Below are 14318 nucleotides of genomic sequence, written 5' to 3' on the forward strand. Positions count from 1 at the left end.
ATAAGGCGGGGCCATCGAGAGGGTAACGGCCCCGGCCGACACCGGGTTTGGCGGTCGGCAACGTCACTATAATCGGCGCGTTTGCCGGCGCCAGCGCCACCGTTCGGCATTGCGCGGCCGCTCCAGCGTTTTCTTCGCACGGCGGTAAACGTTGCCGCTTATTGCGCGCTGCGTCCCAGATAATCGTCCCAGTCTTTCCACACCGGCTGCAGCCCGGCGTTGCTGATGGCCTCGGCGACCTGCTGCGGCGTGCGGCCGTCGTGCGGCTCGAACTGTTCCAGCTCAGGCGGTACGTCGTCGGCATAGCCGCCGGGTTGCGTCTTGGATCCCGCGCTGACGCTATTGATCGCCACCGGGATCATATGATCGCGGAAGTACGGCGACTCCCGGGTAGACAGCGACAGCTCAACGTCCGGCGCGAACAGCCGGAAGGCGCAGATCAGCTGCACCAGCTGAGGCTCACTCATGATAGACGCGGGCTCAATGCCGCCGGCGCAGGGGCGCAGGCGTGGGAACGAGATCGAGTAGCGGCTCTGCCAATAGGTTTGCTGCAGGTAGAACAGGTGTTCCGCCAGCAGATAACAGTCGGTTCGCCAGCTGTGGGACAGGCCGATTAACGCGCCGAGGCCGATCTTGTCGATCCCGGCGCGCCCCAGGCGATCCGGCGTGGCCAGGCGCCAATGGAAATCCTGCTTCTGGCCGCGCAGGTGGTGCTGCAGATAGGTGGCCGGATGGTAGGTTTCCTGGTACACCAGCACGCCGTCCAGGCCCAGCGTTTTCAGTTCGGCGTATTCCTCCTGCGCCAGCGGCTGCACTTCCATCATCAGCGAGCTGAAGTGGCGGCGGATCGCCGGAATGTGCTGGCGGAAATAGTCCATGCCAACCTTGGTCTGATGTTCGCCGGTGACCAGCAACAGATGTTCGAACCCCAGCGCCTTGATGGCTTCGCACTCGCGTGCAATCTCCGCCGCATCCAGCGTTTTGCGCTTGATGCGGTTGCTCATCGAAAAGCCACAGTAGGTGCAGTCGTTGGCGCACAGGTTAGAGAGATACAGCGGCACATAGAAGCTGACGACGTTGCCGAACCGCTGACGGGTCAGCAACTGCGCGCGTTGCGCCAACGGTTCCAGATACGGCGCGGCCGCGGGGGAGATCAGCGCCATAAAGTCGTCGCGCGTCAGCTTGTCGGCGTTCAATGCGCGTTCCACGTCGCGCGCCGTTTTGCCGTTGATGCGCAGCGTAATGTCGTCCCAGTCCAGCTGTTGCCAGCGGCTACTGAAATCGTCGGTCATCACTGCGCCTCCTCTGGCTGGCTGAGGAAAGCGGTCAGCGGGCTGGACGCGACCGCGCCGCGCTGGCTGGAGCCTAATCCGGCGCTGCGTGCCAGCTCGCCGGCCTCCAGCGCCAGGCGAAATGCCCGCGCCATCTGCACCGGATCGCGCGCCACGGCGATGGCGGTATTCACCAGCACCGCGTCGGCGCCCAGCTCCATCGCTTCCAGCGCGTGGCTTGGCGCGCCGATGCCGGCGTCTACCACCACCGGCACCTTGGCTTGCTCGATGATGATTTCGAGGAAGTCACGGGTGCGCAGACCGCGGTTGGAGCCGATAGGGGCGCCGAGCGGCATCACCGCTGCGCATCCCACTTCTTCCAGCCGTTTGCACAGCACCGGATCGGCGCCGCAGTAGGGCAGCACCACAAAACCGTCTTTCACCAGCGTTTCCGCCGCCTTCAGCGTTTCTATCGGATCCGGCAGCAGGTATTTCACATCGGGATGGATCTCCAGCTTCACCCAGTGAGTGCCGAGCGCTTCGCGCGCCAGTCGGGCGGCGAACACCGCTTCAGCGGCCGTTTTGGCGCCGGAGGTATTGGGCAACAGCCTGACGCCCAACTGTTGCAGCGGCGCCAAAATGGCGTCGTTGCCGCCGCGCAGATCGACGCGCTTCATGGCCATGGTCACCAGCTGTGAGCCGGAGGCCGCCAGCGCCTCCAACATCAGCGCCGGGGTGGCGAACTTGCCGGTGCCGGTGAACAGGCGCGAGGTAAAAGTGGTATCGGCGATTTTCAGCATGTCAGCCTCCGGCGATCGCTTGAAACAGCAAAATGTCGTCACCGTCCTGCACCTGATGGTCGGCCCAGTCGGCGCGTGGGATGATGGTTTGGTTGATCGCCAGCGCGGTGCCCGGCTGGTGGCGTTCCAGCTGGGTCAGCAGGGCGGCGACGCTGAGCGGCTGTGCCAGCTCCAGCGGTTGGTCGTTCAGACGGATCTTCATGCGGCGCCTCCGCAGACCGGGCAGGCGCGGGCCCGGCTCAGCTGCAGCGTGCTCCAGCTCTGCTGCTTGCCGTCGAACAGCCGCAGCTTGCCGCTGAGGGAGGAAGGAAGGCCGGCCAGCATCTTGATGGCCTCCAGCGCTTGCAGAGTACCGATCACGCCCACCACCGGGCCGAGCACCCCGGCGGTGCGGCAGTTGCGCTGCGGTTCTTCCTGCTCCGGGTACAGGCAGGCGTAGCAGCCGTGCGCATAGGGCGGCTCGAGCACCAGCAGCTGGCCGCTGAAACCCACTGCGCTGCCGCTGATCAGCGGCTTGGCGGCGGCGATGCAGGCGGCGTTGACCTCATGGCGGGTCGCCATGTTGTCGCAGCAGTCCAGCACCAGATCGGCGCGGGCGACCGCGTCGCGCAGCGCTTGCCCTTGCAGCCGCTGCGCCAGCGGGATGGACTCCACCAACGGGTTCAACGCCTGCAGATGGCGTTGCGCCAGCGCCGCTTTGCCGGTGGCGGTATCGGCGCTGCGGTACAGGATTTGCCGCTGCAGGTTGGTGACGTGCAGCGTGTCGTCGTCGGCCAGCAGCAGCGTGCCGACCCCGGCGGCGGCCAGATACAGCGAAGCCGGGGACCCCAGCCCCCCCAGGCCGACGATCAGTACCGTGGCGCGCTTGAGTTTTTCCTGACCTTCCGGGCCGACATCCTCCAGCAGCAGCTGGCGGCTGTAGCGCAGGAACTCCCGATCGTTAAGCATCGTTCGGCTCCTTACCTTCGATCAGCCGCAGCAGTTCGGCCGTCGCCGCGCGCCAGTCCGGCGCCTGGGTGATGGCGCTGACCACCGCCACGCTGCCGACGCCGCACGCCAGCACCGCCGGTACGCGATCGATACTGATCCCGCCGATCGCCACCGTCGGGTAATCCGCCAAACCGGCGATGTGGCGTTTTAACTCCGCCAGCCCCTGCGGCGCCGAAGGCATGTCTTTGGTCTGGGTGGGGAAGATGTGCCCCAGCGCGATGTAGGAGGGTTTCACCGCCAGCGCGCGCGCCAGCTCGGCATCGTCATGGGTGGAAACGCCGAGCCGCAGCCCGGCGCGGTGAATGGCCGCCAGATCGGTGGTATCGAGATCTTCCTGGCCCAGATGCACGCCGTAGGCGCCGTGCTTGATCGCCAGCCGCCAGTAATCGTTGATGAACAGCCGCGCCTGATAACGCCGACCCAGCGCGATGGCGGCGGCGATATCCTCTTCGACCTGCTCGTCCGGCAGATCCTTGATGCGCAGCTGGATCGTGGTAACGCCGGCCTCCAGCAGGCGAGCGATCCACGCCACGCTGTCGACGACCGGGTAAAGCCCCAGTTTGTGGGGCGTCGCCGGAAAGGGCGTCGTGATATCAGTCATTGCTCGTCTCCTCCTGCAGATTGCCGGCGCTGTGATACAGCTCGCTGCCGCGGGCGCGGAACTCGGCGGACATTTTCTCCATGCCGGTCAGCTGCACCTCGATCGGTTTGACGGCCTCTTGGGCGGCGGCGTAGTCGCGCACCTCTTGTGAAATCTTCATCGAGCAGAATTTCGGTCCGCACATCGAGCAGAAGTGAGCGATCTTGCCGGACTCCTGCGGCAGGGTTTCGTCGTGATAGGCGCGCGCGGTGGCCGGATCGAGCGCCAGATTGAACTGATCTTCCCAGCGGAATTCGAAACGCGCCTTGGACATGGCGTTATCGCGAATTTGCGCGCCCGGATGGCCTTTGGCCAGATCGGCGGCGTGGGCGGCGATCTTGTAGGTGATCAGGCCCTGTTTGACGTCCTCTTTATTCGGCAGGCCGAGGTGCTCTTTCGGCGTGACGTAACACAGCATGGCGCAGCCGAACCAGCCAATCATCGCCGCGCCGATGCCGGAGGTGAAATGGTCATAGCCCGGGGCGATATCGGTGGTCAGCGGGCCAAGGGTGTAGAACGGCGCTTCGTGGCAATGTTCCAGCTCTTCGGTCATGTTGCGGCGGATCATCTGCATCGGCACGTGGCCCGGGCCTTCAATCATCACCTGTACGTCGTATTCCCAGGCGATTTTGGTCAGCTCGCCCAGCGTATGCAGCTCGGCGAACTGGGCCTCGTCGTTGGCGTCCTGAATCGAGCCGGGGCGCAGGCCGTCGCCGAGCGACAGCGAAACGTCGTAGGCGGCGCAGATCTCGCAGATTTCACGGAAGTGCTGATAGAGGAAGTTTTCCTGATGGTGCGACAGACACCATTTGGCCATGATCGAGCCGCCGCGCGACACGATGCCGGTCAGGCGTTTGGCGGTCATCGGCACGTAGCGCAGCAGCACGCCGGCGTGGATGGTGAAGTAATCGACCCCTTGTTCAGCCTGTTCCAGCAGCGTATCGCGGAACATCTCCCAGGTGAGGTTTTCCGCCACGCCGTTGACCTTCTCCAGCGCCTGGTAGATCGGCACGGTGCCGATGGGCACCGGGCTGTTGCGCAGGATCCACTCGCGAGTTTCGTGAATGTAGCGGCCGGTGGAGAGATCCATCACGGTGTCTGCGCCCCAGCGGGTGGCCCACACCAGCTTCTCCACCTCTTCTTCGATCGACGACGTGACCGCCGAGTTGCCGATATTGGCGTTCACCTTCACCAGGAAATTGCGGCCGATGATCATCGGCTCCGCCTCCGGGTGATTGATGTTGGCGGGAATGATGGCGCGGCCGGCGGCCACTTCCTGGCGTACGAACTCCGGCGTGATGTTGTCCGGCAGGTTGGCGCCCCAGCCCTGGCCCGGATGCTGGTGGCGCAGCACCTCGCTGCGAATGCGTTCGCGCCCCATGTTTTCACGGATGGCGATGAACTCCATCTCCGGGGTGACGATGCCGGCGCGGGCATAGTGCAGTTGGGTCACGCACTTGCCCGGCAACGCCTTGCGCGGCAGCGGCAGATGTTCGAAGCGCAGGTGATCCAGCCCCTCGTCCGCCAGACGCTGTTGGGTGAAGCCTGAACTGGCGCCGCTCAGGGTCGCAGTATCGCCGCGCGCGTCGATCCAGCCGGCGCGCAGCTTGGCCAGGCCGGCGTGCACATCGAGCTCGGCCTGCGGATCGCCGTACGGGCCCGCGGTGTCATATACCGGGATCGCCTCGTTCTGTTCATACTGCGGGCTATCTTTGCTGCCGCCGACCAGGGTCGGGCTGAGCTGAATTTCGCGCATCGGCACCTGGATATCGCGGCGCGAGCCCTGCAGGTAGATGCGGCGAGAGTTTGGGAAAGCCATGCCTTGCAGCGTGTCGATAAACTGCTGGGCGGCTTCGCGTTGCGCTTTACGGGCGCGCGGTGGATTAACGTTAGACATAGCAAGTTCCTACCAGTGTGTTGGGTTGGGAAAGTTGCTTGTCTGGAGCTCGGAGGGAGTAATGATGGTGGCCGATAGGGCTGGGCGCCCGCAAGGGGAAGGCCGTGCCTGTGGCGATAGATTACTCTTGTTCCCTTCGCGGGTATTAACCCGATCAGGTTCCGCGGATCCCGAATTAACGGTCTCAGCCTGGCTGATTCGATGAACAAATCAGGCGCTAGGCACTCCGACAAGATGCCCCCCAGTATAGGAGGGATAAGAAAAAAAACTATAAAATTTTAACGCGCCGGATCCAGCGCCTGGTCCGGTAGCGGTTGCTGCGCGGCCTCCGCTTCCAACAGGATCAGCTTATCTTCCAGCGCAAAGCGCGCCGCCAGCGTTTCGCCGATATCCGACAAGGCCTGATGGAATTCCAGACAGACCTCCTGATCGATATCCACTTCGGTATAGCGATCGTGGAACGCCATGATCTGTTCGGTATTGGCCCATAGCTTGGGGTAGATGTTCACCGCCAGCGACATTTTCGGACTGGCTGCGCCTTCCACTTGCTTGATAATTCTGTCATAGATATGAAAATGCCCTGCGGAGAGGTAATCCACCAGGTTATGGCAAAAGTTCTCCAGCGCTTTTTCATTCAGCGGCGTATGCTTTTCTTTATTCGGTTTGAGGCCTACCAGCGTGCAGTAGGCGACCAGCAACTGCTTGCGGGCCTGAAGCCATTGATCAACTAATTCATTACTACCGCCAACGCGCTGAGTCAGCCTTTCCAAACGGTTGAGCATGTTTGACTCCGTGTAAGTAACAAAAGTAACCGGTAAGTTATTAAAATGTAACAAAGCCGATTTGTAGAGTGCCAGTGAAGCTGAGGTTGTGCAACAACGATATGGAACTTGCATTAACGGGCAATGAAAACGGCTGGTGGATCGTCAGCCATGAAAGCAAACTTTGGTTACCGAACGGTGAATTGCCGTCAGGGACGGCCGCCGCCCTCGGACTGCAGGGCCACATGGCGCGCATCATCGGTGAGTGGGAGGGCGTGCCGGTCTGGCTGGTGCGCCAGGCGATGCCGCGGGAGATGGGATCGGTGCGTCAGTTGTTGGATCAGGATCGCGGTCTGTTCCAGCTTGCCGGGCGCGGCGTGCAGCTGGCGGATTTCTACCGCTCCCATCGCTATTGCGGCTACTGCGGCCATGAGATGCATCTCAGCCGCACCGAAAGCGCCTGCCTCTGCGGCCACTGCAAAGAACGGTACTACCCGCAGATTGCGCCCTGCGTGATCGTCGCCATTCGGCGCGACGATCAGATCCTGCTGGCACAGCACGTGCGTCATCGCGGCGGTATACACACGGTGCTGGCCGGTTTCGTCGAAGTGGGCGAAACGCTGGAGCAGGCGGTGGCGCGCGAAGTGATGGAAGAGAGCAATATTGAAATCAAGAACCTGCGCTACGTCACTTCACAGCCCTGGCCGTTCCCACACTCGCTAATGATGGCCTTTATGGCCGATTACCATCAGGGTGACATTCGCCACGATCCCAAGGAGCTGCTCAACGCCGGCTGGTATCGCTACGACCAACTGCCGCTGTTGCCGCCGCCCGGCACCGTGGCGCGCCGGTTGATTGAGGACACCGTGGCGCTGTGCCGGGCAGAATAATGTACAATGGCCGGCAGATTATTAAGGGAGCCCCATAAATGACTGAGTTGAAGAACGATCGCTACCTGCGCGCGCTGTTGCGCCAGCCGGTGGATGTGACCCCCGTATGGATGATGCGCCAGGCCGGTCGTTATTTACCGGAGTACAAGGCGACCCGCGCCCAGGCCGGTGATTTCATGTCGCTGTGCAAGAACGCGGAGCTGGCCTGCGAGGTCACGCTGCAGCCGCTGCGCCGCTATGCGCTGGACGCCGCCATCCTGTTCTCCGACATTCTCACCATTCCCGACGCCATGGGGCTCGGCCTGTACTTTGAAGCCGGCGAAGGCCCGCGTTTCAGCTCCCCCGTTACCTGCCGCGCCGACGTCGACAAGCTGCCGGTGTTCGATCCGGAAGTGGAGTTGGGCTATGTGATGAACGCGGTGCGCACCATTCGCCGCGAGCTGAAGGGCGAAGTGCCGCTGATCGGCTTCTCCGGCAGCCCGTGGACGCTGGCGACTTATATGGTCGAAGGCGGCAGCAGCAAAGCCTTCACCAAGCTGAAGAAGATGATGTATGCCGAACCGGCCACGCTGCACCTGTTGCTGGACAAGCTGGCGGACAGCGTGATCCTGTACCTCAATGCCCAGATTAAAGCCGGTGCGCAGTCGGTGATGGTGTTCGACACCTGGGGCGGCGTACTGACCGGGCGCGATTATCGCGAGTTCTCTTTGCACTACATGCACAAGATCGTCGACGGGCTACTGCGTGAAAACGACGGTCGCCGCGTGCCGGTGACGCTGTTCACCAAAGGCGGCGGGCAGTGGCTGGAGGCGATGGCCGCCACCGGCTGCGATGCGCTGGGGCTGGATTGGACCACCGATATCGCCGACGCGCGTCGGCGCGTGGGCGACAAAGTGGCGCTGCAGGGCAATATGGATCCGTCGATGCTCTATGCTTCTCCGGCGCGCATCGCGGAAGAGGTGGAGACCATTCTGGCCGGTTTTGGCCACGGCAACGGTCATGTGTTCAACCTGGGCCACGGCATCCATCAGGATGTGCCGCCTGAGCACGCCGGCGCCTTCGTCGAGGCGGTGCACGCGCAGTCGGCGAAATACCACCGTTAAGGATTCGATGTGACCGATATGCAGGCCCTGCGCGCCGAACAGCTGCGGCGCGCTGCTGAAGTCATTCGCTACGACGATCTGCCGGCCGAACCGCCGGCCTTCATCGCCGGCGCTGACGTGGGCTTCGAGCAGGAGGGGGCGGTGACGCGTGCCGCCATCGCCATACTGCGCTATCCGTCGCTGGAGCTGGTGGAATATCAGGTGGCGCGCATCGCCACCGTCATGCCTTATATCCCGGGCTTCCTGTCGTTTCGCGAATACCCGGCGCTGTTGACCGCCTGGGCACAGCTGCGGCAAAAGCCGGGGCTGATCTTCGTCGATGGCCACGGCGTTTCACATCCGCGGCGCCTCGGCGTCGCCAGCCATTTCGGCCTGCTGGTCGATGTACCGACCATCGGCGTGGCCAAGAAGCGCCTGTGCGGCAAATTCGCGCCGCTGGAGGCCGCCGTCGGCGCGCTGGCGCCGTTGGAAGATAAGGGGGAACAGCTGGGCTGGGTATGGCGCAGCAAGGCGCGCTGCAACCCGCTGTTCATCTCTACCGGTCACCGCGTGGGCGCCGACAGCGCGCTGGCGTGGGTGCAGCGCTGTATGGCGGGCTACCGTTTGCCGGAGCCGACCCGCTGGGCCGACGCCATCGCTTCGCGCCGTCCGGCGTTTCAGCGTTGGTTGCAGCAGCATCCGGAGGTGTCGCCATGAGCGATTTCGGGTACACTGCGCCGCAGATAACGCGTAAGAGAGTAAAGCATGCTACGTAACCCGATTCATTTACGTCTGGAACGGCACGAGGCTTGGCAACATTTGACCTTTATGGCCAGTTTGTGCGAGCGTATGTACCCGAATTACCAGATGTTCTGCAAACAGACCGAGTTCGGCGATCCGGCGGTTTATCGCCGCATTCTGGATTTGGTGTGGGAAACGCTGGTGGTGAAGGACGCCAAGGTCAACTTCGACAGCCAGCTCGAGAAGTTGGAAGAGGCGATTCCGTCGGCGGAAGATTACGATCTTTACGGCGTTTACCCGGCAATTGATGCCTGTATCGCATTAGGGGAACTGATCCATTCGCGGCTCGGCGGGGAGACGCTGGAGCACGCCATCGCCATCAGCGAAACATCGATTCGCACCGTGGCGATGTTGGAAATGACTCAAGCCGGTAGGGAAATGACCGACGAAGAGTTGGGAAGTTTGCCTGCGGTAGAGGAAGAATGGGACATTCAATGGGAAATTTTCCGCCTGTTGGACGCCTGTGAAGAGCGCGATATAGACCTGATCAAGGGGCTGCGATCCGACCTGCGAGAGGCCGGTGTCAGCAACATCGGGATAAATTTAGCGCAATAAGGCAACAAAACGTGATTTAACGCCTGATTTGTCATGCCTTAAGGCTTCACATCCGCACCCTGTCTGGTCTACATTTGGGGGGCGTAAAAAAAGTGGCTATCGGTGCGTGTATGCAGGAGAGTGCTGTCAATCGGCATATCCGTCGCACTCGATGCTTTGCAAACGATAAACACACTGTAAGGATAACTTATGAACAAGACTCAACTGATTGATGTAATCGCGGACAAGGCTGACCTTTCCAAAGCACAAGCTAAACTGGCTCTGGAATCCACCCTGGCTGCTATTACTGAGTCTCTGAAAGAAGGTGATGCAGTACAATTGGTTGGCTTCGGTACTTTCAAAGTAAACCATCGTAGCGAGCGCACTGGCCGCAACCCACAGACTGGCAAAGAAATCAAAATCGCAGCAGCCAACGTGCCTGCGTTCGTTTCTGGCAAAGCACTGAAAGACGCTGTTAAATAAGACCGCGCCTCGGTGAAAAGATTAAACAGAGGGGCGATGGCGCCCCTTTTGTTTACTCGTCGGGTGCTCATGGCCGCCGGCATCGCCCTCGGTCTGAGCGCCTGCAGTTTCCATTCCGATATTCCCAGCTTTACCGCCAGCGGCTTTGTGGCCGATCAAGGCGTGATACGCCTGTGGCGTAAAGACGATGAGCAACATCGCCCGCAGGTACTGGTCAGCGTCTACAGTCCCTACCGCGGACCGGGTACCATCACCACGCTGTACACCTATCAGGGCGACGTGCTGCGCCAAATCAAACGCAACGACGCCGACGGCGATCGAGATTCCATTCAACTGCGCTTTGCCGACGACGGCACGGTGAGCTTTATGCAGCGCCAGCTGGCGACACGTCGCGAACCGCTGACCCGCGATGAAATCGCCCTGTATCAATATCAGGCGCGACGTATGCTCGAAGTCAGCAATGCGCTGCGCGCCGGCAAGGTCAAATTGCTGCAGGGGCGTTGGTTGCAGGGCGAAGTGCAAACCTGCGACGGGCAGCGCTTAAAACCCGGGTTGGATGCCTCCGCCATCGCCTGGATCGAAAAACGCGCCCGCAGCAGCAGCCGGCCGGTGAGCGTCGCCTGGTTGGAAGCGCCGGAAGGCAGCGAGCTGCTGCTGGTGGCGAACGACGACTTCTGCAGCTGGGAACCGAAAGAAGACCAGCTATAAAAAAGGCCCCGCGCTGCGGAGCCTCTTGTCATGACCTTATCAGGTCAAATCACTTGCCGCGCGCAATCGCGCGATAACCGATATCTTTGCGGCAGAAGCTGCCCGGCCACTCAATGCCTTCGGCCAGCTGGTAGGCGCGTTGTTGCGCCTGCGCCACGGTGTCGCCCAGCGCCGTCACGCACAGAACGCGACCGCCGCTGGTGACGACGTCATCGCCCTGCAGGCGCGTGCCGGCATGGAAGACCTTACCGTCGGCGCTTTCCTGTTGCGGCAGCCCCTGGATCACCTCGCCGTTGCGATAGTCACCCGGATAACCGCCGGCCGCCAGCACCACGCCGAGCGCAGGGCGCTCGTCCCAGTCGGAGGTTTTCTCGTTCAGGCGGCCTTCGGCTCCCGCCAGGCACAGTTCCACCAGATCGGAACGCAGGCGCAGCATGATCGGCTGGGTTTCCGGATCGCCGAAACGACAGTTGAATTCGATCACCTTCGGCTGGCCGTCGGCGGCGATCATCAGGCCGGCGTAAAGGAAGCCGACGTAGGTGTTGCCTTCCGCCGCCATGCCGCGCACCGTCGGCCAGATCACCTGGTCCATGGCGCGCTGGTGGATTTCGTCGGTCACTACCGGTGCGGGAGAATAGGCGCCCATGCCGCCGGTGTTCGGGCCGGTGTCGCCGTCGCCGACGCGCTTGTGGTCCTGGCTGGTGGCCATCGGCACCACGTTCTCGCCGTCGACCATCACGATGAAGCTGGCCTCTTCACCGTCAAGGAACTCTTCCACCACGATGCGATGACCGGCGTCGCCGAAGGCGTTGCCGGCCAACATGTCGCGCACCGCCTCTTCCGCTTCCTGCAGCGTCATCGCGACGATCACGCCTTTACCGGCCGCCAGGCCATCGGCCTTGATGACGATCGGCGCGCCTTTGCTGCGCACGTAGGCCAGCGCCGGCTCCACGTCGGTGAAGTTTTCATATTCGGCGGTTGGGATGCGGTGACGCGCCAGGAAATCCTTAGTGAAAGCTTTGGAGCCTTCGAGCTGCGCGGCGGCCTGCGTCGGGCCGAAGATTTTCAGACCGGCGGCCTGGAAGGCGTCGACCACGCCAATCACCAGCGGGGCTTCCGGCCCGACGATGGTCAGACCGATGTCATGGCTCTGGGCGAAAGCGACCAGGGCGGGGATATCGGTGGCGGCAATCGCCACGTTCTCCAGATTGGCTTCCAGCGCGGTGCCGGCATTGCCCGGCGCAACGTAGACTTTATCCGCCAGCGGAGACTGGGCGGCTTTCCAGGCCAGCGCGTGCTCGCGCCCGCCGTTGCCGATAATCAAAATGTTCATCAGGGGCTCCACGAATGGCGTGCGCCGAAGCGCACGCGGCAAAAGGAATTAATGGCGGAAATGACGCATGTCGGTGAAGATCATCGCGATGCCGTGTTCGTTGGCGGCGGCGATCACTTCGTCGTCGCGGATCGAGCCGCCAGGCTGGATCACGCAGGTGATGCCGACTGCCGCTGCGGCATCGATGCCGTCACGGAACGGGAAGAAGGCGTCGGAGGCCATGGCGGATCCTTTCACTTCCAGCCCTTCGTCGCTCGCTTTGATGCCGGCGATCTTGGCGGAATAAACGCGGCTCATCTGGCCGGCGCCTATGCCGATGGTCATGTTGTCACGTGCATAAACGATGGCGTTGGATTTCACGAACTTGGCCACTTTCCAGCAGAACAGCGCGTCACGCAGTTCCTGTTCGGTCGGTTGGCGCTCGGATACCACGCGCAGATCGGCGGCGGTCACCATGCCGAGATCGCGATCCTGTACCAGCAGCCCGCCGTTGACGCGCTTGAAGTCCAGCCCCGCCACGCGTTGCTGCCACTGGCCGCAGGCCAGCACGCGCACGTTCTGTTTGGCGGCCAGAAGGGAGCGCGCTTCCTGAGTGACGTTTGGCGCGATGATCACTTCCACGAACTGGCGGCTGATGATCGCCTGCGCGGTGGCGGCGTCCAGCTCGCGGTTAAAGGCGATGATGCCGCCGAAGGCGGAAGTCGGGTCGGTTTGGTAAGCGCGCTCATAGGCGGCGAGGATGTCGTCGCCGATCGCCACGCCGCAAGGGTTGGCGTGCTTGACGATCACGCAGGCCGGTTCGGCGAACTCTTTCACGCATTCCAGCGCGGCGTCGGTATCGGCGATGTTGTTATAGGACAGCGCTTTGCCCTGCAGCTGCTCGGCGGTCGCGACGGACGCTTCCTTTACCTCTTCTTCTATATAGAAGGCGGCCTGCTGGTGGCTGTTCTCACCGTAACGCATATCCTGCTTCTTGATGTAGTTGAGGTTCAGAGTACGAGGGAAGCGGCCGGACGGCTGTTCGGTCTCGCCGTGGTACGCCGGCACCAGCGCGCCGAAGTAGTTGGCGATCATGCTGTCGTAGGCGGCGGTGTGTTCGAAGGCCTTGATGGCGAGATCGAAGCGGGTGGCATAGCGCAGCGAGCCGTCGTTGTTGTCCATCTCGGTAATGATGGCGGCGTAGTCGCTGCTCTTCACCACGATGGCGACGTCTTTATGGTTCTTGGCGGCAGAGCGCACCATGGTCGGGCCGCCGATATCGATATTTTCGACCGCGTCTTCCAGCGAGCAATCTGGGCGCGCCACGGTTTGGGCGAACGGGTACAGATTGACGACCACCATGTCGATAGGCTGGATGTCATGCTGATTCATGACCGCGTCGTCCTGGCCGCGGCGGCCGAGGATACCGCCGTGAACTTTCGGGTGCAGGGTCTTTACTCGTCCGTCCATCATCTCCGGGAAGCCGGTATAGTCGGAAACTTCGGTAACGGGTAGACCGGCGTCTGCCAGCAGGCGGGCGGTGCCGCCGGTGGAGAGCAGTTCAACGCCGCGCTGGGAAAGCGCTTCGGCGAATTCAACGATACCGGCTTTGTCAGACACGCTGAGCAGAGCCCGGCGGATTGGACGAGGTTGTTGCATGGTTTTATCCCTTGGCTTTGAGTCGCAATTAAAGAGCGTTACGTGAATGTCCACCTCGTTCTCTCTATAAAGCGCGGTTTTCTGCCTTATAAAGGGAGGGACAGGCACAAATTCAGGTAACGCCCCCGTAAAAAGGGGGATCGTTTCGTCGCGGGGAATTGTAGCGAAAACGTTTGCGTGGCGCTCGTAAATTTTCCGTACAAATCGCATCTGTGGATAACACTGTGTGCAAGTGGGTATAAAGCGGGGTTTTGCTGTGGAATGCAGCTAACGATCGTTTTTGCTGAAAATACCTGTTGCGGCTTGCGAGGAACTCCCTATAATGCGCCTCCATCGACACGGAACATGTGAACAACTTCACAGAGTATCCGGGGGTCGCAGAGAAAAAACCTGAAAATTAGGGTTGACTCTGAAAGAGGAAAGCGTAATATACGCCACCTCGAGTTAGCAAGCGAAAGCGCCTAACTCACTGCTCTTTAACAATTTATCA

At 61.7% G+C, this 14318-nt stretch carries 15 protein-coding genes and 1 riboswitch; of the genes, 6 read left to right on the forward strand and 9 right to left on the reverse strand.

Annotated features, from left to right (window positions below; genetic code table 11):
* Nucleotides 1-158: 158 nt before the first annotated feature.
* The 7 genes from thiH to ACJ8PE_RS24435 form a co-directional block, all read right to left on the reverse strand.
* Nucleotides 159-1292: a 2-iminoacetate synthase ThiH gene (gene thiH / locus ACJ8PE_RS24405; protein WP_033644362.1), complete on the reverse strand. Its 1134-nt coding sequence runs from the start codon at nt 1290-1292 to the stop codon at nt 159-161.
* Nucleotides 1292-2071 carry a thiazole synthase gene (locus ACJ8PE_RS24410; RefSeq protein WP_033652706.1) on the reverse strand — a complete coding sequence of 260 codons (780 nt, stop codon included), beginning with the start codon at nt 2069-2071 and terminating at the stop codon, nt 1292-1294. Before ACJ8PE_RS24410 ends, thiH begins: the two co-directional genes overlap by 1 nt.
* A 1-nt stretch (nt 2072) precedes the next feature.
* The gene (gene thiS / locus ACJ8PE_RS24415) at nt 2073-2273 is read right to left on the reverse strand and encodes a sulfur carrier protein ThiS (RefSeq protein ID WP_016929423.1); all 201 of its coding nucleotides are present in this window, start codon (nt 2271-2273) and stop codon (nt 2073-2075) included.
* Complete coding sequence (locus ACJ8PE_RS24420) at nt 2270-3019, reverse strand: HesA/MoeB/ThiF family protein (protein WP_033644364.1); 750 nt, start codon at nt 3017-3019, stop codon at nt 2270-2272. The genes thiS and ACJ8PE_RS24420 overlap by 4 nt, the downstream gene beginning before the upstream one ends.
* A complete protein-coding gene (gene thiE, locus ACJ8PE_RS24425; protein WP_033652708.1) occupies nt 3012-3662 on the reverse strand; it encodes a thiamine phosphate synthase in 651 nt (216 codons plus the stop codon). Before thiE ends, ACJ8PE_RS24420 begins: the two co-directional genes overlap by 8 nt.
* A complete protein-coding gene (gene thiC, locus ACJ8PE_RS24430) occupies nt 3655-5598 on the reverse strand; it encodes a phosphomethylpyrimidine synthase ThiC (RefSeq protein ID WP_197762259.1) in 1944 nt (647 codons plus the stop codon). The genes thiE and thiC overlap by 8 nt, the downstream gene beginning before the upstream one ends.
* Nucleotides 5599-5712: 114 nt before the next feature.
* Nucleotides 5713-5837: riboswitch (TPP riboswitch) on the reverse strand.
* Between the two features lie 39 nt (nt 5838-5876).
* Entirely contained in the window at nt 5877-6380 is a 504-nt protein-coding gene (locus ACJ8PE_RS24435) for an Rsd/AlgQ family anti-sigma factor (RefSeq protein ID WP_019456431.1), read from the reverse strand.
* A gap of 101 nt (nt 6381-6481) precedes the next feature.
* On the opposite strand from ACJ8PE_RS24435, the gene nudC reads away from it, so the two are divergent.
* The 6 genes from nudC (at nt 6482) to ACJ8PE_RS24465 (ending at nt 10857) form a co-directional block, all read left to right on the forward strand.
* A complete protein-coding gene (nudC, locus tag ACJ8PE_RS24440; protein ID WP_197762257.1) occupies nt 6482-7249 on the forward strand; it encodes an NAD(+) diphosphatase in 768 nt (255 codons plus the stop codon).
* 38 nt (nt 7250-7287) lie between these two features.
* Nucleotides 7288-8352: a uroporphyrinogen decarboxylase gene (gene hemE / locus ACJ8PE_RS24445; RefSeq protein WP_004929877.1), complete on the forward strand. Its 1065-nt coding sequence runs from the start codon at nt 7288-7290 to the stop codon at nt 8350-8352.
* 9 nt (nt 8353-8361) lie between these two features.
* Entirely contained in the window at nt 8362-9048 is a 687-nt protein-coding gene (gene nfi, locus ACJ8PE_RS24450; RefSeq protein ID WP_197762255.1) for a deoxyribonuclease V, read from the forward strand.
* A 48-nt stretch (nt 9049-9096) separates the two neighbouring features.
* The gene (locus ACJ8PE_RS24455) at nt 9097-9687 is read left to right on the forward strand and encodes a YjaG family protein (protein ID WP_197762253.1); all 591 of its coding nucleotides are present in this window, start codon (nt 9097-9099) and stop codon (nt 9685-9687) included.
* 189 nt (nt 9688-9876) lie between these two features.
* Nucleotides 9877-10149 (forward strand): nucleoid-associated protein HU-alpha, encoded by a 273-nt coding sequence (gene hupA / locus ACJ8PE_RS24460; protein WP_004929874.1) that lies wholly within the window; start codon nt 9877-9879, stop codon nt 10147-10149.
* Between the two features lie 36 nt (nt 10150-10185).
* Nucleotides 10186-10857: a DUF1481 domain-containing protein gene (locus ACJ8PE_RS24465; RefSeq protein WP_197793852.1), complete on the forward strand. Its 672-nt coding sequence runs from the start codon at nt 10186-10188 to the stop codon at nt 10855-10857.
* Nucleotides 10858-10906: 49 nt separating this feature from the next.
* Here the strand turns inward: ACJ8PE_RS24465 and purD are convergent, their stop codons facing one another.
* Nucleotides 10907-12190 carry a phosphoribosylamine--glycine ligase gene (gene purD, locus ACJ8PE_RS24470; protein WP_197762251.1) on the reverse strand — a complete coding sequence of 428 codons (1284 nt, stop codon included), beginning with the start codon at nt 12188-12190 and terminating at the stop codon, nt 10907-10909.
* A gap of 48 nt (nt 12191-12238) precedes the next feature.
* The gene (purH, locus tag ACJ8PE_RS24475; protein WP_089181545.1) at nt 12239-13828 is read right to left on the reverse strand and encodes a bifunctional phosphoribosylaminoimidazolecarboxamide formyltransferase/IMP cyclohydrolase; all 1590 of its coding nucleotides are present in this window, start codon (nt 13826-13828) and stop codon (nt 12239-12241) included.
* Between the last annotated feature and the right edge of the window lie 490 nt (nt 13829-14318).

It is taken from the genome of Serratia sp. CY74737 (assembly GCF_052166775.1).
Classification (GTDB): Bacteria; Pseudomonadota; Gammaproteobacteria; order Enterobacterales; family Enterobacteriaceae; genus Serratia; species Serratia ureilytica.